Annotated in this window: 16 protein-coding genes and 1 pseudogene; 10 read left to right on the top strand and 7 right to left on the bottom strand. The window is 67.6% G+C overall.

The features are described from left to right. Window positions 1-4 precede the first annotated feature (4 nt). On the bottom strand, window positions 5-1,318 hold the full coding sequence (locus AC5Y3Z_RS06095) for an adenosylmethionine--8-amino-7-oxononanoate transaminase (RefSeq protein ID WP_463825178.1): 1,314 nt from the start codon (window positions 1,316-1,318) through the stop codon (window positions 5-7). A 190-nt stretch (window positions 1,319-1,508) separates the two neighbouring features. On the opposite strand from AC5Y3Z_RS06095, the gene AC5Y3Z_RS06090 reads away from it, so the two are divergent. The 8 genes and pseudogenes from AC5Y3Z_RS06090 to AC5Y3Z_RS06055 all read left to right on the top strand — a co-directional run bounded on the left by AC5Y3Z_RS06090 (window position 1,509) and on the right by AC5Y3Z_RS06055 (window position 12,730). Further along, the gene (locus tag AC5Y3Z_RS06090) at window positions 1,509-1,943 is read left to right on the top strand and encodes a hypothetical protein (protein WP_463825177.1); all 435 of its coding nucleotides are present in this window, start codon (window positions 1,509-1,511) and stop codon (window positions 1,941-1,943) included. 335 nt (window positions 1,944-2,278) lie between these two features. Beyond that, window positions 2,279-2,959, top strand: a pseudogene (ripD, locus tag AC5Y3Z_RS06085) (NlpC/P60 family peptidoglycan-binding protein RipD); the annotation flags it as partial. A gap of 351 nt (window positions 2,960-3,310) precedes the next feature. Then, entirely contained in the window at window positions 3,311-5,455 is a 2,145-nt protein-coding gene (sucT, locus tag AC5Y3Z_RS06080) for an acetyltransferase SucT (protein WP_463825175.1), read from the top strand. Between the two features lie 53 nt (window positions 5,456-5,508). Then, window positions 5,509-7,689: a glycogen debranching protein GlgX gene (glgX, locus tag AC5Y3Z_RS06075; RefSeq protein ID WP_463825174.1), complete on the top strand. Its 2,181-nt coding sequence runs from the start codon at window positions 5,509-5,511 to the stop codon at window positions 7,687-7,689. Between the two features lie 3 nt (window positions 7,690-7,692). After that, window positions 7,693-9,993 (top strand): malto-oligosyltrehalose synthase, encoded by a 2,301-nt coding sequence (gene treY, locus AC5Y3Z_RS06070; RefSeq protein ID WP_473139653.1) that lies wholly within the window; start codon window positions 7,693-7,695, stop codon window positions 9,991-9,993. Beyond that, window positions 9,986-11,710 carry a malto-oligosyltrehalose trehalohydrolase gene (treZ, locus tag AC5Y3Z_RS06065; RefSeq protein ID WP_473139652.1) on the top strand — a complete coding sequence of 575 codons (1,725 nt, stop codon included), beginning with the start codon at window positions 9,986-9,988 and terminating at the stop codon, window positions 11,708-11,710. The genes treY and treZ overlap by 8 nt, the downstream gene beginning before the upstream one ends. After that, entirely contained in the window at window positions 11,707-12,084 is a 378-nt protein-coding gene (locus AC5Y3Z_RS06060; RefSeq protein WP_463825171.1) for a nuclear transport factor 2 family protein, read from the top strand. The genes treZ and AC5Y3Z_RS06060 overlap by 4 nt, the downstream gene beginning before the upstream one ends. A gap of 358 nt (window positions 12,085-12,442) precedes the next feature. Next, complete coding sequence (locus tag AC5Y3Z_RS06055; RefSeq protein WP_463825170.1) at window positions 12,443-12,730, top strand: DUF4190 domain-containing protein; 288 nt, start codon at window positions 12,443-12,445, stop codon at window positions 12,728-12,730. A gap of 4 nt (window positions 12,731-12,734) precedes the next feature. Here the strand turns inward: AC5Y3Z_RS06055 and AC5Y3Z_RS06050 are convergent, their stop codons facing one another. Next, window positions 12,735-14,060 (bottom strand): aminotransferase class I/II-fold pyridoxal phosphate-dependent enzyme, encoded by a 1,326-nt coding sequence (locus AC5Y3Z_RS06050; protein WP_463825169.1) that lies wholly within the window; start codon window positions 14,058-14,060, stop codon window positions 12,735-12,737. 40 nt (window positions 14,061-14,100) lie between these two features. Between AC5Y3Z_RS06050 and AC5Y3Z_RS06045 the strand changes: the two genes are divergently transcribed. Continuing rightward, window positions 14,101-14,748, top strand: a complete 648-nt coding sequence (locus AC5Y3Z_RS06045; protein WP_473139651.1) for a pyridoxamine 5'-phosphate oxidase family protein — start codon at window positions 14,101-14,103, stop codon at window positions 14,746-14,748. On the opposite strand, the gene AC5Y3Z_RS06040 is transcribed toward AC5Y3Z_RS06045, so the two are convergent. Next, entirely contained in the window at window positions 14,717-15,970 is a 1,254-nt protein-coding gene (locus AC5Y3Z_RS06040) for an oxygenase MpaB family protein (RefSeq protein WP_473139650.1), read from the bottom strand. The genes AC5Y3Z_RS06045 and AC5Y3Z_RS06040 overlap by 32 nt on opposite strands. A 76-nt stretch (window positions 15,971-16,046) precedes the next feature. Between AC5Y3Z_RS06040 and AC5Y3Z_RS06035 the strand changes: the two genes are divergently transcribed. Further along, entirely contained in the window at window positions 16,047-16,685 is a 639-nt protein-coding gene (locus AC5Y3Z_RS06035) for a TetR/AcrR family transcriptional regulator (protein WP_463825166.1), read from the top strand. Between the two features lie 31 nt (window positions 16,686-16,716). Here AC5Y3Z_RS06035 and ilvA read toward each other — a convergent pair whose 3' ends face one another. The 4 genes from ilvA to AC5Y3Z_RS06015 form a co-directional block, all read right to left on the bottom strand. Next, the gene (gene ilvA, locus AC5Y3Z_RS06030; protein ID WP_473139649.1) at window positions 16,717-18,009 is read right to left on the bottom strand and encodes a threonine ammonia-lyase IlvA; all 1,293 of its coding nucleotides are present in this window, start codon (window positions 18,007-18,009) and stop codon (window positions 16,717-16,719) included. 33 nt (window positions 18,010-18,042) lie between these two features. Next, window positions 18,043-18,480 (bottom strand): nitroreductase family deazaflavin-dependent oxidoreductase, encoded by a 438-nt coding sequence (locus tag AC5Y3Z_RS06025; RefSeq protein ID WP_463825164.1) that lies wholly within the window; start codon window positions 18,478-18,480, stop codon window positions 18,043-18,045. A gap of 28 nt (window positions 18,481-18,508) precedes the next feature. After that, window positions 18,509-20,275, bottom strand: a complete 1,767-nt coding sequence (locus AC5Y3Z_RS06020; protein WP_473139648.1) for an NAD-binding protein — start codon at window positions 20,273-20,275, stop codon at window positions 18,509-18,511. Between the two features lie 306 nt (window positions 20,276-20,581). Continuing rightward, window positions 20,582-22,447 carry a lysophospholipid acyltransferase gene (locus AC5Y3Z_RS06015; RefSeq protein WP_463825162.1) on the bottom strand — a complete coding sequence of 622 codons (1,866 nt, stop codon included), beginning with the start codon at window positions 22,445-22,447 and terminating at the stop codon, window positions 20,582-20,584. Between the last annotated feature and the right edge of the window lie 3 nt (window positions 22,448-22,450).

The following is a 22,450-nucleotide window of genomic DNA, read 5'->3' as shown; positions in this document are numbered from 1 at the left end:
GCGTTCAGCCTACGAGGCCCGCGACCTGCACCATCGCCGAGGTGATTCGCTCGATCTCGGCGGGGCCGCAGATATAGGGCGGCATGGCATAGACCAGGTTGCGGAACGGGCGCAGCCACACCCCGCAGTGCAGCGCCGCCGGCGTGGCCACCGCCAGATCCACGGACCGGGCGCACTCGATGACTCCGATTCCGCCGCACACCCGCACGTCCACCACCCCGGGCAGCGCCCGTGCCGGCTCCAACCCGGCCGTGAGGCCGACGGCGAGCTCGTTGACTCGGGACCGCCAGTCCTGGGCGAGCAGCAGCTCGACGCTGGCCACCGAGACCGCGCAGGCCAATGGATTGGCCATGAAGGTGGGCCCGTGCATCAGTGCACCCGTCGACCCGGTGCTGATGGTGTGCGCGATTTCGGTGGTGCACAGTGTCGCGGCCAGGCTGAGGTAGCCGCCGGTGAGGGCTTTGCCCACGCACATGATGTCCGGGCTGACACCGGCGTGGTCGGCGGCGAACAGTGCGCCGGTGCGGCCGAATCCGGTGGCGATCTCGTCGAAGATGAGCAGCACGTCGTGACGGGTGCAGATGTCGCGCAGGTCTGCCAGGTAACGCGGATCATGAAACCGCATACCCCCGGCGCCTTGCACCAGGGGTTCGACAATCACCGCGGCCAGCTCGGCGGCGTGCGCGACGAGCTGCTCTTCAAACGCTGTGCTGTAGGCGGCGTCGTAGTCGCGTGGCACCTGCGGGGCGAACACCTGGTCGGCCAGGACGTCGGTCCACAGCGAGTGCATCCCGCCGTCCGGGTCGCAGACGCTCATCGGGGTAAAGGTGTCGCCGTGGTAGCCGCCGCGCCAGGTCATCAGCCGGTGTTTGGCCGGCCGGCCTCGGCTGCGCCAGTACTGCAGCGCCATCTTCACAGCGACCTCGACCGACACCGAACCGGAATCGCTGAAGAACACCGTTTCCAGTCCCGGCGGGGTGATCTGCACCAGCAGCCGGGCCAGCCGGGCCGCCGGTTCGTGGGTCAGGCCACCGAACATGACGTGGTTCATCGTGCGCAGCTGGGCGGTCATGGCCGTGTCGAGCATCGGGTGGCCGTGGCCGTGTATCGCGGTCCACCAGGAACTCATGGCATCGAGCACCTCGATCGGGCGGCCGTCCCGGATCAACGTCAGCCAGGCGCCGCGGGCGGCGACGGCGACGACGGGCGGGATCGCTTCGCTGCCGATGGTGCTGTAGGGATGCCACAGATGAGCTGCGTCGATCGCGCTGATCTGCTCGGGAGTCAACCCCGGGCCGGGAAAATCGGCCGCTGCCACGGAGATCGACAGTAGTCCAGCAGTCCCGCCGGGTTTCTCGTCTGGTGTGCGGCCACGGCTTCGGTAGTGAAGTCAGGGCGCAGAATGTCCGATTTTTCCGCCGTCACCTCGCTGGCAAAGCCCTGATTCACACTCAACACGTGACCGGACTCCCCGCGTGGAGTCGCGATATGCCCGGCCATCGGGAAGCATGCTTGGCGTGGCTGCACCGAATGAATCCCTCGACACGGGCGACGACGCGCCGCAGTCGTACGACGAATCACGCCCCCGCGTCATCCGGCTGCGCTTGGCCCCCTGGGACGTGGCCACCATGTTCGTGCTGCTGGCGTTGCTGATCGCCGCTCTCACGATGACCACCTGGCCGACGCGGCTGTTCGCCTTCACCGACAACGTCTGCCAGGGCGAGGACTGCCCGCCGGTGCCGTTCGGCGTGAATTACTACATTTTCCCGCTGGTGTGGGGTGGCATCGGCGCAGCCGGTACCGCGGCGTTGGTCGGTCCCTTCGTGTCGCTGGTGAAAGGCTGGTTCATGTCGTTCTGGCCGATCGTTGCGGTCGGCGTCCTCAGCCTGGCGTCGGTCCTGGGCCGGGCTCTGACCGATTTCAGCGCCACCTTCGGGCGCTGAGTTCCCGACGGCAACATCACGCCCCGGCAACACATCTGCCAGCGAAATCCTCACGGCTATTACGAGATTGGCCGGTCCCGTCACCGTCTGGTCACGTTCTCACAAATTCTCTTTCGGCTCCCTGGCCAACACTCTTCTCTGTTGTCAAAGTGGCTGTAGTGACTGGTGTGAATACAACGGGCTTACCGACTGGTTCACCGCACCAAGTGTCATCCAGCGGCGCTCGGCCCCGACGTGGCGGCCGGATCGCGTCCGTCGGGGAACGACGGCGGATGCGCGCGGTCACCGCGCTGAGGCACCGAGGGGCCAACGGGCCCCAGAAAAGAGGCAACGAGATGAAACGCGTTTACGCCTTCGCGATCGGCCTGATGATGCTGGGAGCGCCGATGGCAACCACAGCAGGACTCGCGTCCGCTGATCCGTATACCAGGCCGGCCGATTCCCAGCAGGCCGTCGACACGGTGATCGCCCGCGGTCTTTCGCAGCGTGGCGTGCCGTTCTCCTGGGCCGGCGGCGGTGTCACCGGGCCCACCCGCGGCACCGGTTCCGGGATCAACACCGTCGGCTTCGATGCCTCCGGTCTGATGCAGTACGCCTACGCCGGTGCCGGGCTCAAGTTGCCCCGGTCCTCGGGTCAGATGTACCGGGTCGGCGAGAGGGTCGCGCCGCAGCAGGCCCGCAAGGGTGACCTGATCTTCTACGGCCCTGAGGGCACCCAGGCCGTCGCGATGTACCTGGGCAACGGCCAGATGCTCGAGGTCGGCGACGTTGTCCAGGTTTCCCCGGTGCGCAGCAGCGGCATGGCGCCCTACCTGGTCCGGATTCTGGGTGCGCAAACGGCCCCGGCGCCGTTGGCCCCCGCGCAACAGGCACCCGTCCAGCAGGCGCCGCTGGCCCAGTCTCCGGCGCAACAGGCTCCGCTGCAGCAACAGCAGTTGCCCGCCCAGCAGGCACCGCTGCAGCAGGCGCCGGTCCAGCAGCTGCCTGGGCAGCAGGCGCCGGTGCAGCAGCTGCCTGGGCAGCAGGCGCCCTTGCAGCAAGCCCCGGTGCAGCAGCTGCCCGGCCAACAAGCGCCACTGCTGCAGGCTCCCGCGCAGCAGGCGCCACTGCAACAAGCCCCCGCCCAGCAGTTACCCGGGCAGCAGGCCCCGCTACAGCAGGCCCCCGTGCAACAGCTGCCCGGTCAGCAGGCTCCGCAGCAGCAGCTGCCCGCCCAGCAGGTGCCTGGCCAGCCGGTACCGACGCCGCCCTTGCAGTTGGTGCCGGCTGCGCCCGCCCGGTAGCCTCCCCTCTCCCGGCAGGCTCCCGGCGACCGCCACTTGCTCCGGCAGGAGCAAGTGGCGGTTTTCGGTAAGTTAGCGGTGATCATGCAGACTTCGACCCCGCCTAGCGCACCGGCCGCCGACCCGGCGTCGGGCGCGATGGGCACCCGTTCGTCGGGGTTCTACCGCCACGATCTCGACGGTCTGCGCGGCATAGCCATCGCGCTGGTTGCCGTGTTCCACGTCTGGTTCGGCCGGGTGTCCGGCGGCGTGGACGTCTTTCTGGCCCTGTCCGGGTTCTTCTTCGGTGGCAAGGTGCTGCGCGCCGGGCTGGGCGGGTCGCTGTCGCCGGTGACCGAGTTCGTCCGACTGGTGCGCCGGCTGTTGCCGGCGCTGATCGTCGTGCTGGCCGCGTGTGCGCTGCTCACTGTGCTGGTGCAGCCGCAGACCCGGTGGGAGACCTTCGCCGACCAGAGCCTGGCCAGCCTCGGCTACTACCAGAACTGGGAGCTGGCCAATTCGGCCTCGGACTATCTGCGTGCCGGGGAGGCTGTCAGCCCGTTGCAGCACATCTGGTCCATGTCGGTGCAGGGCCAGTTCTACGTCGCGTTCCTGATTCTGATCGCCGGTTGCGGTTATCTGTTCAGAGCCCCGCTGGGCAGACATCTGCGGACCTTGTTCGTGGTGGTGCTGAGCGCGCTGACGGTGGCGTCGTTCGTCTTCGCCGTCGTCGCTCATCAGGCGAACCAGTCGACCGCGTACTACAACAGCTTCGCCCGCGCGTGGGAACTGTTGCTGGGCGTGCTGGTCGGCGCCCTGGTGCCCTATCTGCGCTGGCCCATGTGGTTGCGCACCGGTGTCGCCACCGCGGCGCTGGCGGCGATTCTGTCCTGCGGCGCCCTGATCGACGGTGTCAAGGAATTTCCCGGCCCGTGGGCGCTGGTGCCGGTCGGCGCCACGATGCTGATGATCCTGGCCGGGGCCAACCTGGCCGCCGATCCCGCCACCGGCGGCAAGATGCCGCTGCCCAGCCGCCTGCTGGCGGCACGGCCGCTGGTGACGCTGGGCGCGATGGCCTACTCGCTGTACCTGTGGCACTGGCCGCTGCTCATCTTCTGGCTGTCCTACACCGGCCACAAGCACGCCAACTTCGTCGAGGGCCTGGCCGTGCTGCTGGTGTCCGGGGTCCTGGCGTACCTGACTTCCCGGCACATCGAGGATCCGTTGCGCTACCGGGCATCTCCTCAGCCATCTCACGAGGCCACCTGGCAGGTTCGACTGCGCCGCCCGACCATCGCGCTGGGATCGGTCGTGGCACTGCTGGCCGTGACGCTGACCGCCACGTCGTTCACCTGGCGCGAGCACCTGGTCGTCGAGCGGGCCTCGGGCAAGGAACTCAGCGGGCTCAGCGCCGCCGACTACCCCGGCGCCCGGGCCCTGACCGAACACGTCCGGGTGCCCAGTCTGCGGATGCGGCCCACTGTGCTGGAGGTCAAGGAGGACCTGCCCGCCTCCACCCGCGACGGCTGCATCAGCGATTTCGTCAACCCGGCGGTGGTGAACTGCACCTACGGCGACACCGACGCGCCCCGCACCATCGCGCTGGCGGGCGGGTCGCACGCTGAACACTGGCTCACCGCGCTTGACCTGCTGGGCCGCATTCACCACTTCCGGGTGGTGACCTACCTGAAGATGGGTTGCGCGCTGTCCACCGAGCAGGTCCCACTGATCATGGGCAACAACGCGCCGTATCCGCAGTGCCGCCAATGGGTGGAGACGACGATGGCCAAGCTGGTCGCCGACCGTCCCGACTACGTGTTCACCACCACCACGCGCCCCTGGAATATCAAGTCCGGCGACGTGATGCCCGCCACCTACATCGGCATCTGGCAGACGTTGTCCGACAACAACATTCCGATCCTGGGCGTGCGGGACACCCCCTGGCTGGTCAAGGATGGACAGCCGTTCAACCCGGCCGACTGCCTGGCCAAGGCCACCGGGTCGCACTCGTGCGAGATCAAACGCTCCGAGTTGCTTTCCGAGCGCAACAGCACGCTGGACTTCGTCGGGCAGTTCCCGCTGTTGAAGCCTCTGGATCTGTCCGACGCGATATGCGAGCCGGACACCTGCCGAGCGGTCGAGGGCAACGTGCTGATCTACCGTGATCCGCATCACTTGACCCCGACGTACATGCGCACTTTGGCGCCCGAGCTGGGCCGGCAGATCGCGGCGGTCACCGGCTGGTGGTGAGGGGTCTTCCCGCATACCGTCCGGTGTGACCCCGACACCGTTAAGGTCGAGTGATGGCCGGGACCGACTTCGCGTTTGACGGCGCCGACGAGTCGCCGTCGGTGAAGATGGTGTGGCCCGGCGCGCCGTTTCCGCTCGGCGCCACGTATGACGGTGCCGGCACGAACTTTTCGTTGTTCTCCGAAGTTGCCGACCGGGTCGAACTGTGCCTGATCGCCCGTGACGGCACCGAGACCCGGATCGAACTCGACGAGGTCGACGGCTACCTCTGGCATTGTTATCTGCCGACTGTTACACCCGGGCAGCGCTACGGATTTCGCGTACACGGACCGTTCGATCCGGCGGCGGGCCATCGCTGCGATCCCAGCAAGCTGCTGCTCGACCCCTACGGCAAGGCGTTCGTCGGCGATTTCACCTTCAGCCAGGCGCTGTACTCCTATGATCTGGCCGTCGCGGCCCAGGACCCGTCGGAGACCGGAATTCCGCCGATGGTCGACTCGCTCGGCCACACGATGACCAGTGTGGTGATCAACCCGTTCTTCGACTGGGCATCGGACCGCGCGCCCTGCACGCCGTACCACGAGACCATCATCTACGAGGCGCACGTCAAGGGCATGACGCAAACCCATCCCGGCGTCCCCGCCGAACTGCGCGGCACCTACGCCGGGCTGGCGCACCCGGTGATCATCGAGCATCTCAAGTCGCTCAACGTCACCGCCATCGAGTTGATGCCGGTGCACCAGTTCCTGCACGATCACCGGCTGGTCGATCTCGGTTTGCGAAACTACTGGGGCTATAACACATTCGGCTTTCTCGCCCCGCACTACCAGTACGCGGCGACCCGCAAGCCGGGCGGCGCGGTCGCCGAATTCAAGTCGATGGTGCGCGCCTTCCACGAGGCCGGCATCGAAGTCATCCTCGACGTCGTCTACAACCACACCGCCGAAGGCAACCAGCTCGGACCGACCATCAACTTCCGAGGCATCGACAACGCCGCCTATTACCGGCTGGTCGACGGAGATCTGCGGCACTACAAGGACTTCACCGGCACCGGCAACAGCCTCAACATGCGCCACCCGCACACCCTGCAGCTCATCATGGACTCGCTGCGCTACTGGGTGCTCGAGATGCATGTCGACGGCTTCCGGTTCGACCTGGCGGCCACGCTGGCCCGCGAGTTCTACGACGTCGACCGGTTGTCGGCGTTCTTCGACCTGGTACAGCAGGACCCGGTGGTCAGCCAGGTCAAGTTGATCGCCGAGCCGTGGGATGTCGGTGAAGGCGGTTACCAGGTCGGCAATTTCCCAGGTTTGTGGACCGAGTGGAACGGGAAATACCGCGACACTGTGCGCGACTATTGGCGGGGCGAACCCGCAACCCTGGGTGAGTTCGCTTCCCGGCTAACGGGTTCGTCGGACCTGTACGAGGCGACGGGGCGGCGCCCTTCGGCCAGCATCAATTTCGTCACCGCGCACGACGGCTTCACGATGCATGATCTGGTGTCGTACAACGAGAAACACAACGCCGCCAACGGCGAAGACAACCGCGACGGTGAAAGCCACAACCGGTCCTGGAATTGCGGCGTGGAAGGCCCTACCGACGACCCGGAGATCACCGAGTTGCGGTGTCGTCAAATGCGCAACTTCTGGGCAACGCTGATGGTCAGCCAGGGTACGCCGATGATCTCGCACGGCGACGAGATCGGTCGAACCCAATGGGGAAACAACAATGTGTACTGCCAGGACTCCGAATTGTCCTGGATGGACTGGTCATTGGTGGAACACAACGCCGACCAGCTGGCGTTCGCCCGCAAAGCGACGACGCTGCGCAAGAGACACCCGGTGTTTCGGCGCCGACGCTTTCTGAAGGGACAGCCGATCCGCAGCGGTACCGGAGTGCACGACATCAACTGGCTGACGCCGTCCGGGCAGGAGATGACCGCCCAGGACTGGGACAACGACTTCGGTAAATCGATCGCGGTGTTTCTGGACGGTCAGGCGCTGGCCGAACCCAACCGTCGTGGCGAACGGGTGGTCGACGACTCATTTCTGTTGTGCTTCAACGCTTATCACGAAGAGGTGACCTTCGTAATGCCCCGCGAAGAATATGCCCGAGAGTGGATCGTGGAACTCGACACGACCTGTCCTACCGGCGCGTCCGAGCGGGTGTTCCGAGATGGCGAAGAGCTGGTAGCCCCCGGACGATCCATGTTCGTGCTGCGTAAGACGTTGTGACGCATGCCTTTTCCAATTTCGGCAACGTATCGGTTGCAGTTGCGCGGCGAATCCAGCGGTTTTGCGTTCACCCTGGCCGACGCCGAGGACCTGTTGGACTACCTCGACGAACTCGGGGTGTCACACCTGTACCTGTCCCCCATCCTGACCGCAGCCACCGGTTCCTCGCACGGCTATGACGTCACCGATCCCACGACGGTGTCCGCGGAGCTGGGCGGGCCGGAGGGCCTGGCCCGGCTGGCCGCGGCGGCGCGCTCACGCAACATGGGACTGATCGTCGACGTTGTGCCCAACCATGTCGGCATCGACGATCCGCAGCAGAACGACTGGTGGTGGGATGTGTTGCGGCACGGGAAAGATTCGCCGTACAGCTCCTACTTCGACATCGACTGGTCGCTGGACGATGCCGGCCGAATTGTGCTGCCGCTGTTGGGTTCCGACGACGACGTCGCCGACTTGAGTGTCGACGGCGATCTGCTGCGGCTGGGCGACCTGGCGCTGCCGATCGCCCCCGGCACCGGCGACGGCGCCGGGCCGGACGTGCACGACCGGCAGCACTACCGCCTGGTGGGCTGGCGGCGCGGCGTCGTCGGCTACCGCCGCTTCTTCTCGATTACCTCGCTGGCCGGGTTGCGCCAGGAGGATCAGACGGTATTCGACGCCAGCCACGCCGAGGTGGCTCGCTGGTTCCGGGACGGACTCGTGGACGGGGTACGGATCGACCACCCCGACGGGTTGGCCGATCCGGCAGGATATTTGGCGTGGCTGCGCACGCTGGTAGGGCCCGAGGCGTGGATCGTGATCGAGAAGATCCTGGGGGTCGACGAGGCGCTGGAGCCGACCCTGCCGGTGGCCGGCACCACCGGATATGACGTGCTGCGGGAAGTGGGCGGTGTGTTCGTCGACCCCACCGGTGCCCCGGCGCTCACCGCGCTCGTCGAATCCGCCGGGATGTCCTACGCCGACATGCCCCAGATGTTGGCCGACCTCAAAATCCGGGCCGCCACCGACACGCTGGCCAGTGAACTGGCCCGGTTGCGGCGTAGCATCGTGGCGACCGCGGGGGCGGACGATCCGCTGCTGTCCGACGCGGTGGCGGCGCTGCTGACCCATATCGACGTCTACCGGTGCGACTACCGCGGGCTGGCCGCTCTGCTGCCCACCGCGCTGGCCGAAACCCAAGCCGGGCGACCGGAGTTCGGCCCGGCGCTGCAGGTGCTGGCCGCCGCACTCGCCGACGGCGGTGAGGCCGCCACCCGGCTGCAGCAGTTGTGTGGCGCGGTCACCGCCAAGGCGGTCGAAGACTGTCTGTTCTACCGCGATGCGCGGCTGGTGTCGCTGAACGAAGTCGGCGGCGAGCCGCACCGATTCGGCGTCGGCGCCGGCGAATTCCACCAGAGCGCCGCGACCCGCGCTCGGCTGTGGCCACGCGCCATGACCACGCTCACCACCCACGACACCAAACGAGGCGAGGATGTCCGGGCCCGGATCGGCGTGCTGTCCCAGGTGCCCTCGCTGTGGACGGAGTTCGTCCGACGCTGGGAGGTCCAGGCCCCGTCGCCCGAGCCGGCGACTGGACAGTTCCTGTGGCAGAACATCTTCGGGGTGTGGCCGGTGACCGGCGAGGTGACCGACGAACTTCGCGACCGGCTGCACGGCTACGCCGAAAAAGCGATCCGCGAAGCAGCGTGGCATACGACGTGGAACGATCCGGACACCGAATTCGAAGACGCCGTGCACCGGTGGGTGGACACCGTCCTGGACGGTCCGGTGGCCGGCGCGCTGACCGAACTGGTGGTCCAGCTCAATCCGCACGCCGCCAGCGACGCGCTGGGCCAGAAGCTGTTGGCGCTCACCGTGCCCGGCATACCCGACATCTACCAGGGCACCGAATTGTGGGACGACAGCCTGGTGGATCCGGACAATCGTCGCGAGGTCGATTACACGGCCCGCCGTGCTGCGTTGAAAGAGTTGCAACATCCCAAGATTCGGGTTGTCACCACCGCGCTCCGGATGCGGCGCACGCGGCCGGATTGCTTTGTGGACGGTGACTACGTACCGGTGCTGCCGGTCGGTCAGGCCGGCGACCACGTGGTGGCGTTTCGCCGTGGCCCCGACATTCTGGTTGCGGTGACCCGCTGGACGGTGCGGCTGGCCGACACCGGCTGGGGTGACACGGTCCTGCCGCTGCCCGACGGTTCCTGGACCGATCGGCTGACCGGCGCCATGGCCAGCGGTCCGACGTCGGCCGGTGAACTGTTCGCGGACCTGCCGGTCGTCCTGCTGGAGCGTGACCGTGGCTGAATTCCGGGTCTGGGCGCCCATTCCCGAGCAGGTGCGACTTGACGTCGACGGTGCCGTGCACGACATGGCCCGTTCCGACGACGGATGGTGGCACGCCGACGTAGCCGCGCCACCGGAAGCGCGCTACGGCTTCCTACTCGACGACGACCCCACCGTGCTGCCCGATCCGCGCTCACCACGCCAGCCCGACGGGGTACACGAACGCTCCCAGTTGTGGGATCCGGCGACGGCGGTCTGGACGGACAGCGACTGGGCCGGCAAACGGGTCGAGGGTGCGGTGATCTACGAGCTGCACATCGGCACTTTCACCGACGGTGGCACCTTCGACTCGGCGGTGGACAAGCTGGACTACCTGGTCGATCTCGGCGTGGACTTCGTCGAGGTGATGCCAGTGAATTCCTTTGCCGGAACCCATGGTTGGGGTTATGACGGCGTCCTGTGGTACAGCGTGCACGAACCCTACGGGGGGCCCGACGGGTTGGTCCGGCTGGTCGACGCCTGTCACGCGCGGGGCGTGGGGGTGCTGATCGACGCGGTGTTCAACCACCTCGGGCCGTCCGGTAATTACCTGCCGCGGTTCGGCCCGTACCTGTCGTCGGGCAGTAACCCCTGGGGTGAGGGCATCAACATCGCCGACGCCGACTCCGACGAGGTGCGCCGCTACATCATCGGCTGTGCGCTGCGTTGGATGCGCGACTTCCACGCCGACGGGTTGCGGCTGGATGCGGTGCATGCACTGGTGGACACCACCGCGCTGCATATCCTGGAGGAGCTCGCCACCGAAACTGATTGGCTGTCACAGCAATTGGGGCGTCCGCTGGCACTGATCGCCGAAAGCGACCTCAACGACCCGCGGTTGATCACTCCGCGCGATCAGGGTGGTTACGGGATCACGGCACAGTGGGCCGACGACGTCCACCACGCCATCCACACCTCGGTATCCGGGGAACGGCAGGGCTACTACGCGGACTTCGGTGCGGTGGCCACGCTGGCGCAGACCCTGCGCCACGGCTTCTTCCACGCCGGCACGTATTCGTCTTTCCGTCGCCGCCGGCACGGCCGTCCGCTCGATCCCGCCCGGGTGCCGGCAACCCGACTGTTGGCCTACACCTGCACCCACGATCAGGTGGGCAACCGTGCGCTGGGCGACCGTCCCTCGCAGAACCTGACCGCGGGGCAACTCGCCGTCAAGGCCGCTTTGGTGCTCGGGTCGCCGTACACGGCAATGCTTTTCATGGGTGAGGAGTGGGGAGCGTCGACTCCGTTCCAATTTTTCAGTTCGCACCCCGAACCCGAGCTCGCGCAGGCCACCCGCGACGGCCGCAAGGCGGAGTTCGCCGAACACGGCTGGGACGCCGACGACATCCCCGATCCGCAGGATCGGCAGACGTTCCTGCGCTCGAAGTTGGATTGGGCCGAAGTCACCTCCGAGCAGCACGCACGGCTGCTGGATTTCTATCGAGAGCTGATTGCGTTGCGGCACAACGAGGCCGATCTGTCCGACGCGCAGCTCGATCATCTCGTCACCGACTACGACGAAGAACAGCAGTGGATCGTGCTGCGCCGCAACCAGTTGGCCATCGCCTGTAACCTCAGTGCCGGGCCGGTGAGCGTGCCGGTGACGGGCGAACCAGTGTTGGCCTGGGACACGCCTGACGTCGGCACCGACGCGACCCGGCTACCCGGTCATTCGGTGGCAGTGCTGCGCTGTCCATGAACACCCGCACCGCGCGCGAGGTAGTCGAGCTGTACAACTTGGTCGTGTGGAATCAGCGTGACTTCGCGCTGGCCGAAGAGCTGATGGGCGCCACGGTGATTCGCCACGACGTGGGTGAGGCGACCACCCTCACTCACGAGCAGGCGGTCAACCGAATCGTCGAACACTGGGCGATGTTCGAGACCATTCGCTTTGACCTGAACCTGGTGATCGCCGGTGACGACGGCGAACACGTCGCGGTGGTCTACCAATCCCCGATGACATTGAAGGATGGCACCGCGGTGGACATCGGGAGCATCGAAATCTTCCGGGTCGTCGACGGCCGGATCACCGAAGTATGGAACTGCGGCTACAAGCAGGGCATCTGGGCATGACTCTGCCCGCCCGCCGCAGCGGATTTTCGCGGGCAACACATCTTTGCCCACCTCATCGCGACTTTCTCACCTACCAGCGACAATTCGCGTCCGAAAGTGTGCCGGTCGCGGTTGTGCGGATGGTCCCGCAGTCAGGCCACGACGGCGCATCGTCGCTGTGAGGTGGGATTGTCGCTCGGAGCTGGGCGAAGCCGAGCCCATTCCCGGCGCGGTGACGGCTGGGGCGCGTGGGGACAGTGAGCCGACCACCGACCACCGTCGACGGTCGCCCCCATCGGCCCCAATGCACCGCACGCGTTGCCCGCGACGGTGCGAAACCGCCAAGGATCTACCAAGCGCGGTGCCCGACGCTATTGGCATGACGACGATCGCCCCGCAACCGGCCACCGCCACGTTCGAGACCCGCTCAAGCAAGCGGTGCAAGACCAGCAACCTGGCCATCCTCAGCCTGGCCTTCGGCGTTCTGCAGTACTTCTTCCTATTCATTCCGTGCTGGCTGGTGACGATCCCCTTCGGGGTGAACGCGCTGTATGAGACCGACGTAAGCGACCGCACCGGGCGCCGGTTCGCCATCGCCGGCATCACGCTGTCGGCGGCCCAATTCGCTGTTTACGCGTTCGTATTCGTGTGGTTGCTGCTCACTTGATCGGTCACACGCTGGGTCGCCCGGTGCCCTGGACCGCATCGGCGATGGCATCCGCCAGCGGCTCGATGTCGTCATGGCTCAGCTCGGCGATGGTGACGCGCATCCCCGGCGGCGCGTCGATCCGGAACCGGGTGCCCGCAGCCGCCGCCCAGCCTGCACTGAGTAGCCGGGTGATGGCCGCCGTCTCGTCCGGAACCGGCACCCAGACATTGAGCCCCGATCGCCCCTGCGCGGCTACGCCGCGCTCGGCCAGGGCGTCGCACAAGGCGTTGCGGTTGTTGGCGTACCGGTCCCCGGCGGCGATCACCAGGTCCGTCACCTCCTCGTCCAGCCACATGCGCACGGCCAGGTCCTGCAGCAGATGACTGACCCAGCCCGGCCCCAGCCGAAGCCGCCCATGCACCCGTTCGACGGTGCGGCGGTCCCCCGCCATGACCGCCAGGCGCAGGTCCGGCCCGTACGCCTTCGACGTCGACCGCACGAACGCCCAGCGGCGCGTCGCACCGGCCAGCGGGTGCAACCGGGCACCGGAGATGCCGGCGCAATGGTCGTCCTCGATCACCAGCACGTCGCTGGTCTTGCCCGCCAGCAACCGGCGCAGTGCGGCGGCACGCTCCTTGGACAGCGCCGCCCCGGTCGGGTTCTGCGCACGGGGGGTGACGATGACCGCCTGCACCCCGCGGCGCAGCGCGCGCGCCATGCTCAGCACCAGTGGCCCGTCGTCGTCGACCTGCACCGGCTCGGCCGAAAGACCAAGAGCTGCAATCAGATCGAGCAAGTTGGCCCACCCCGGATCCTCGACGGCAACCCGGTCGCCCGGGCGCAGATGAGCGGTCAGCGCCCGCTCGATGCCGTCCAGCGCACCGCTGGTGACCGCGAGGTGCTCGGCGCTGACACCATCGGCGGACAGGTCGGCGCGGGCGTGATCGAGCAACGCGCTCGACATGGCCGGCTTCCCGTACAACACCGGTGCACCCGGCGGCGGGGCCAGCTGGGCCGCGGCGATCGGCAGCAGCTTGGGACTGGGGTTGCCGCTGGACAGGTCGCGCGCGCCGTCGGGAACCTCGATGCCGAGCAACGAACGGGAGGTGGTCGCGGGACGGTGCCGCACCCGGGTGCCGCGCCGCCCCGCGGTCTCGATCGCGCCGCGATCGCGCAGCAGCCGGTAGGCGGCGGCCACGGTGTTGGGGTTCACGCCCAACTGGGTCGCGACTTCCCGGATCGACGGCAAGGTGTCGCCGGGGGCCAGGGCGCCTTGCGAGATGCCCTCTTCGACGCTTGCGGCAATCGAGTCGGCGCCGGTTCCGGATATGTTGTATCGTACTGGCACGTTAATCATTATGTACTAGTACAACATTAAAGGCAAGCCGATGGCCACCGCATATCAACCTGCTCCGCACACAACTCCCAGCCGGTACCGGGATCGGGCCCGCTACGACCACGAGACCGTGCACCGCATCCTGGACGAGTCGCTGATCTGCCACCTGGGCTACGTCACCGACGGCCGTCCGGTGGTGCTGCCGACCACCCACGCGCGGGTCGGACAGACCCTCTACCTGCACGGGTCATCCGGTGCCGGTCCCATGCTGGCCGCCCGCACGGCCGGGATCGGCGTCTGCGTCACCGCCACCGTGGTCGACGGGCTGGTGCTGGCCCGGTCGGCGATGCACCACTCGCTGAACTACCGCTCGGTGGTGGCGATGGGCACCGCACGCCTGGTGCACGACCCGACAGAGAAAGCACACGCCCTGACCGCACTGCTGGACCACATCCGACACGGCAGGGCCGCGGACTGCCGGCCCCCGAACGCGCGTGAACTCGCCGCCACCGCGGTGCTGGCCCTCGACCTGGTCGACGTGTCGGCCAAAGTGCGCGCCGGCGGAGTGGCCGACGAGCCGGAAGATCTGGTCCTGCCGCACTGGGCCGGGGTGATACCACTGTGCCTGGCCACCGGAACACCGGTACCGGCCGCCGAACTCGATCCGGCTACCCCACTGCCGCCGTATCTGCGGCCCTGACCCCGGCCGTCAGGTGCGCGGCGGCTCCGCCGATGGTGACCCCGCCGTCACCGATGATGGTGCGCAACAACGCTTCCTGCTCGCGCTGGCCGCGGGCGGCCGCACGGTCGAGGCCGTCCGGCCGGGTCAGGGCGAGGACACTGCGGACCAGATTGACCGGCAGCCGCAACAGCGGGAACCACGGCGGCATGTACACCGGCAAACCCAGCGCGCGCATGGCGCGCGGCCCCAGGAACCCGCTCGTCAGCGACAGGTGTTGGGCCCAGGCCAAGCGGCGGCGCAGGCCCGGCAGCGTGCGATAGTGCCAGGTCAGCGGGTCATCGACCATCGGGACCGCGAGCTGTTTGGTGGACTCGTCGGGATCGGAGAGCGCCGTCAGGGTGTGGAAGAGCACCCGGATCCCATCGCGAAAATTCCTTGGCAGCCAGTCGTCGTCGACCCCGATCAGCCAGCCGGCGTAGCGGGTCAGATGCGCGATCGCGTCGAGGTCACCCGGCGTCTGCAGAATGCCCATGCCGAGGGCACCGGCAGTCGGGGCGATCAGGGCGCCCACCAGCGTGGCGGCCATATCGGTCTGGTTGACCGGCAATCCCCAGTCCGCTGCTCGCCAGTCCGGCATCGCCGCCACGTGTCGACGAACCAGGGCGTGGATCAACCGGACCCGAAGCGTCGAACAGTAGCCGACACCGTGCGGGACCATTTCCCCGTCGTCGATGACATCGATGGCCCAGCGCATCGTCTCGGCGAAGCGCCGGTTCGAGCCTTTCTCCAGCGCGCCGGTGCGCACCAGAGTCTTATTGAATCCCGAGAACTGGTACCCGCCGAGCAGCGAGACGTCGCGCGCGATGTACATGCCGTCGGCGCCGCCTCGGCGCAGCGCGCGCTGCCCACGGCGCATCACTTCCCAGTCGACCCAGTCCGGTGTCGCCTCTACCTGAAAAAAGAAGTCGCGCAACGGTTCCGGTGCTTGCGGCACATTCGCGATGCCCTCGGTGAGGGCACGTTCGAACAACGAGCGCCCGTGCGTCAGATCCGTCGACGCCATCCAATCGACCAAGCGGTCCATCGGCGGGTCACCGACGGTCAGCCGTTCACCGAGATGGCGCCATTGCTGCGGCGACGGCCCCCGCACTCCCAGCGCCATCGCCAACAACCGAACGGCCGCGGGGACACTTCGGGGCCGGTCGGGGTGGCGGGTGGGAATGGGCGTCTGGGCAGTCATTTCGCCCCTCCTGAGGGAAACCGAGTTTTGGATAACGGCTGTGATCCGAATGTAGAGCGCGGGTAAGGTGCTGTCAATGAAGCGCGCGGGGGTGGTTCGCGACTACGGCGGGATCAGCGCCGACGACCGTCGCGCCGAACGCCGTCGCAAACTGCTGGCAGCAGGCCGGCAGATCTGGGGTGAATCGGGAGTCGCGGAGGTGACCGTGCGCGGCGTGTGTACCGCGGCCGGCCTCATCCCCCGCTACTTCTACGAGCAGTTCAGCAACCGGGAGGCACTGCTGTTCGCCGTGTCCGACGACGTGCGCGATCAGCTCCTCGATGCGCTGCTCCTGGCCGGCGTGGCCAATCCCGGCACCTTGACGGACAAACTGCGGTCCGCGCTGCAGGCCTTCCTCGACATCATCGCCGCCGACCCGCACATCCACCGCATCGCCACCGGCGACGTGAGCACCGTCGCCGGGCTGGCCGAACACCGCACCAGCATCCTGGAGATGATCACCGATTCGGTCATCGAGCAGGCTCCGCGGGTGCTCGCCACGCAGCCGCCCCCGCCTGACCAATTGCGCCGCGGCGCCCAGTTCATGGTCGGCGGCGTCAATCAGATCATCGATGCCTGGCTGCGCGAGCCGGTCGAGAGCACCGACGGTTTGGCGACGATCTGCGCCGATCTGTGCGTCGCCGTGGTCCGCGGCGTCGTCACACCCGCGGACTGATCGTCACGCCCGCGGACTCGCCGGAACGGCCTCAGTGCACCAGGTAGCGGAAAGCCGGTGAACCGGGCAGCAGCGTTTCCACGTGCATCTCGGTGTCGCGGATGCGCGCCAGCAGACCATCCAGATCCGCGGCCGATCCCAGCTGGATGCCGACCAACGCCTCACCCGTCTCGCGGTTGTTGCGTTTGACGTACTCGAACAGGGTGATGTCGTCACCTGGGCCGAGCACCTGGTCGAGGAACCGCCGCAGCGCCCCGGGTTCCTGCGGGAAGTCGACCAGGAAGTAGTGCTTGAGACCGAGATGGACCAGCGAACGCTCCAGCACCTCACCGTATCGGGAGACGTCGTTGTTGCCGCCGGAGATCAGGCACACCACCGTCGAGCCGGCCGGGACGTCGGCCTCCAGCAGGCCGGCCACCGACAAGGCGCCCGCGGGCTCGGCGATGATGCCTTCGTTCTGATACAGGTTGAGCATCGCGGTGCACACTGCGCCTTCGTCGACGGTGGTGATCGACACCATGTCGCCGGCCGCCGCCAAAGCCGCATACGGCAGGGCGCCCGCGCGCGCCACCGCAGCGCCGTCAACGAACTGATCGACGGCATCCAGCGTGACCGGCGCACCCGCGGCCAGCGCAGCCATCATCGCAGCGGCACCGGCCGGCTCGATCCCCAGCACCGACGTGGTGGTGGTGCGTTCGGCGAGGTAGGTGGTGATGCCGGCGATGCAGCCGCCGCCGCCCACCGGAACCACCACCAGGTCGGGTTCAACTCCCAGCGCGTCCAGGATCTCGACGGCGATGGTGCCCTGGCCGGCCATGGTGCGCAGATCGTCGTACGGCGGCACCAGGGTGGCGCCGGTGCGGGCCACGTCCAGGCGGGCGGCCTCGGCGGCCAGGTCGTAGGTGGACCCGCCGACGATCAGCTCGATGAACTCGCCGCCGTGATAGAGGATCCGGTCGCGCTTCTGCTTGGGCGTCTTGGCGGGTACGTAGACGCGGCCGTGCACCCCCAGCGACCGGCAGGCGAAGGCAAAGCCCTGGGCGTGATTCCCGGCCGACGAGCACACCACGCCGGCGGCCAGCTCCTCCTCGGACAGCTGCACCAGCAGGTTGTAGGCCCCACGCAGCTTGTACGAGCGGACCACCTGCAGGTCTTCGCGTTTGAGAAAGACCGTGGCGCCGGTGATCTGGGACAGCCGGTCGCTGAGCTGCAACGGAGTGGGTGTGACCACCGGCGCGATCCGCTTGGCCGCGCCGTCGATGTCGGCCGCACACAGCGGCAGACCGGTGGGGTCAGACAGGCTCCTGCTCAGTTCGGCGGACACCGGTCAATGGTGCCATGCCACGGCAACGCCAGCTCAGTTCACCGGGGTGAGCACAAACACCGGAATCTGGCGGTCGGTCTTGGTCTGGTAGTCCGCGTAGTCCGGGTACGCCGCGACGGCACGCTCCCACCAGACGGCCTTCTCGTCGTCGAAAACCTCGCGGGCGTCGTAGTCGCGCGTGACGGTGCCGTCCTGCAACTCGACCCGGGGGTTCTTCTTGACGTTGTAGTACCAAACCGGGTTCTTCGGGGCGCCGCCGAGCGAGGCGACGATCGCGTACTCGCCGTCGTGCTCGACGCGCATCAGCGGAGTCTTGCGCAGCTTGCCGGTCTTGGCGCCGACCGTGGTCAGCAGGACGACTTTCATGCCCTTGAGTTCGGTGCCTTCGGTTCCGCCGGATTCGGCGATCTTGTCGGCCTGCTCGCGGGACCAATCCCAGGGGCTGGGTTCGTATTCACCTTCTAACGGCATGCACCCACTCTAGGCCCGCGCCCGACCGTCATCGCAGACTGCGCACCCCGGCCATCTCGGCACGGGTCGCCGGTCGCGCCGCGGCAGCGACTCGATCGGGTTGCCCCTTGCGCAGGGTGGCCAGCAGTTCCCGGTAGGGCCCCACCAGGTACACGGTGTCGCCGGCGATGAGCCGGGCGTCGCGGCGCGGCAACAGTTGCGCCGCTGCGTCGTCCCGGGTGATCGCAATGACGCGGATCTGGTTCGACATCTCGAACATCTGCTGACCGTCGAGTTCGCTGCCCGGCTGCACGTGCATTCCGCCGACCAGAAACGACCGGTTGCCGACCGAGAACGTGCCCAGCACCTGCAGGCCGATCGCTGCGCCGACGAACCACGGCACCGCCATTTCGACGGTGGATCTGACGTTTTCGAAACCGAAACGCTGCGCCACCGCAGACCCGAGCTCGTGGTCGTAGACGCGGAGCACCAAAGGTACTCGGCCCCAGCGGTTTCGCCCGCCCTCCCCCTGCGAGCCGAACAACCCGCGCAGCACAATCCCGGTCTCGATGTTGATCATGTCACTGCGGGTCAACACCGCCACCGCACGGGCGCGATCAGCACGCGCCGCAGCCAGGACCTTCGGCATGGTGGCGTCGCCGAAGATGACGGGCACGTCGAGTTCGTTCATCGCCGACAGATACGGGTTACCGGGGTCGCGTTCGATCACCGCGACGTCGTGACCGGCCGCGGTGAGGTCGCTGACCACCCGCATCCCGAGCCCGCTCAACCCGACGACGATGACGTGGCTGCGCAGATGCCGGGCCCGCGGCCGCCCGGACGCCATCACGAAGCGGCGCGACAGCAGCACATCGGCGACGAACGCGACCAGCAACGCGGTGGTCGTCACGCCGCCCAACATCAACATGGCGGCGAAGATCCGCAACCAGGTGGGCTGCTGCGCGAAGCTGAAGTCCCCGTAGCCCGTGGTGGTGATGGTCTCGTTGGTGAAGTAGAACGCGTCGACCCACGACATTCCGGGATGGGTGTAGGAGAAGTGCAACAGCGTCGTCGACCCGGCGATCAAGCAGACCAGCGCCGCGATCACCGGGTAGAACGCCGGGTTGACGTCGCTGGGCAGAGCGCGCAGCGACGCCAGCGACCGCCGTAGGCGCGACGGGCGGGTACGTGTCGTCTCGGTCCGAGGCACCCGGATGCCGTAGGCGGCCGCATCGTCCCGAGTGCCGATCATCGACATCCAGTCGCCGGCACGCACCGTCAAGTCGCGGCCCGGGCAGGCCACGACATCGCCCGGGGTGCAACTGTTCTCGCCGCGGACGACGGCGACGGGCGCCAACTGCCCGAAGATGTCGCGGATGGTCGCGTCGCGGGTCGCGTCGGCGCCGAACACAACGAAGTCGATACCTGCCACCTGCAGGGGATGTGTGGTGCGCGCCAGGCACGCTTCCACGACCGCGGGTGCGGTGAGGGTCGCGACGTCGAAGATCGCGCTCGGCCCCTCGTCGGCGGCCACCGCTTCGCGCAGCACGTCGTTGGTCAGCCGGGCCACCACGCGTACGTCGGGATTGGCCCGGCGGGCCAGCAGCGCGATTTCCAGATTGATCGCGTCGTCGTCACCTGCACAGACCACGGCGGTGGCCGTCGCAATTCCGGCCCTGGCCAGTTCACCGTTGACCTGCTTACCGGCCAGATCTGCAGCGCTGAGCCGCACGACGCTGGCACCCGCGCGTACCAGTTCGTCGATGACCGTCGTAGCCAGCGCGTCGTCGCCGCTGACGATCACGAGCTCGTGCATGGGAACCTCCTCGACGCGCCGGCCTGGCTCATCGTCGCGCGAGATATACCGAGATCCGAGTGGCTCCGCTTCGATTACGCTGCAGGCGTTAGCTTTTGCCGTTCATGTGCTACTGGCGGCTTTCACCACTGCTGTTGCCGCGAGACTACCAGCGGGATTCCCCGCGGACAGTTCCGGCGCTCGTCGGGTTTGCCTGCTCAATTACGTTGCACCGCAGCACCATTCGATAGCTCGACGCACGACTCACCGCCAACTGGGGATCGCCTGCGGGTTCCCTGCCACCTTGCTGACGAGAGCGCAGGACGATCAGCGCGTCCGGGCCAGTTCGGCGATCACGTTGACCCGCCGGGTCGCAGTGGCGATCTCGTCGGCGAACTCCCGGCGTCGCTTGGCCAGGTCGGCCTGGTCGGGACCGTCCACCAGCTCCCGATGCCGCGCCAGCCGCAGTGCGGTCTTGAACAGCTCCATCGACCGGGACTCGGCGTTGGCGATGCGGCGCTGCAGTTCCCACTGCTTGCCCACCTCCAGGCATTCGGTCAAAAACGCATCCTCGTCCAGCGCTTCGTCTTCGAGGGCGGCCAACCGGTCGGCGACGATGTGATAGGCGTCCAGGAACGGGCGCAGCACCAGGTGCGCCAACAGCAGATCCGCCGACTCCAGCAAGTGCCGTACCTCGGCGGCGCTGACCGCTTTGGTGGTGTCTTCGACCGGGCCGATCAGGCGCACTTCGGCGGCGAGTTCCATCTCGAACTGCGCGCGCGCCGAGAACAGGAACTCGAACTTCAGCAGCTCGCGCAGTTGCAGCGCCTCGTCGCGGACAGATGCCGGCGAAACCGTGCCCTCGGTCGGGCATTCCGAGGCCGCCAGCAACGCCAGCTCGGCGATGGCCCGGTCGACCAGGATGTGGATGGCGGTGTTGCGGTAGAACGCCGCGACCAGGTGCTGGTCGGCGCCGATCCCCCACACCGCCTCGGTGCCGGCGTCGTACACGCTGACCACGCCGGAAGCCACCATCTGGTGCAGGGTCCAGCGGATCGTCGACTTGTTGGTCAGGTCCGCCGCCCCGGCCACCGCCCATTCACGGGCGGCGATGTAGCTCGCCAACGGCCGCACCGTGGCGAGTACCTCGCTGATCGACAGCGAACGGTCCGCGCCCAGCAGGGCCAGGCTCACCACCGCAGTCGGTGTGACCGGGGTGGCGCGGTTGATCCGGTGTTCGACGTCCAGCGCGATGCGTTCCACGACGGTGCCCGTGCCCGACGGGTCCGCCCGCAGCTCCTCGAGACGCTTGCGCAACGGCAACGGTTCGCCGAAGTCGAGATAGGCCCGGCCCAGTCGTTCGCCCTGCTGGCGGGACAGCCGGACCAGGAACCGGAAGTCCTCGGGACGTTTCGCCGCGCCGTAGGCCTCGGTGGTCATCGCTTCGACCTCGTGCAGCTGGTCGTACACGATCGACGTCGGCACCAAATACACTTCGGGTCCGTCGATTTCGTCGACGGCGTCGGTGAGGTAGCGCAGGATGCCGAACACCGGCGGGCGCAACTTGCCGGTGCGGGTGCGTCCACCTTCGATCGACCAGGTGAGGTTGGTGTGGTTCTGCACCAGCTGCGCGGTGTAGGCCCGCAGGACGAACCGGTAGACCGGAATGTCCTTGGTCTGCCGGCGGATGAAGATGGTGCCGGTGCGCTTGGCGAAGCCGCCCATCGGGAAGAAGTTGAGGTTGGCGCCGCCGAAGGTGAAGGCCGACGACAACCGGTTGGCCGCGATCTCCTCCGGCAGCAGCATGCCGTCCAGGTAGGAGCGGTGCGAGAACGCGAACGCCAACGTGGCCTTGCGGTCCAGAGCGCGCAGCTGCGCGATCTGGTCCTCGTCGACCAGCACGTCGTAGGCCCGCATCAGCCAGCGGCTGAATCCCCGCCAGGCCTGCACCGCGCGCTCGTCCAGGGACGCCGCCACTTCGCGCAGGTAACCCGCGGCCTCCACCCGCACGCTCTCCGGGTCGCGGCCCAGCTCGCCGGCCAACGCGTCGAGCCGCTCGCCGAACCACTGCGCATCCAACAGCTGGGTAACCGCGTCCGGGTCGGTCGCCAGCGGCGTCGTGGCTTCGTCGACAAGCCCGGTGCGCTGCAACAGCTTTCGCACCCCGCTGCGACCGACTTCGCGTGCAGTCACTCT

The sequence above is a fragment of the Mycobacterium sp. NGS61 genome (assembly GCF_059812325.1).
Note: the sequence above shows the minus strand (reverse complement) of the source record. Positions and strands in the feature narration are given on the sequence as shown.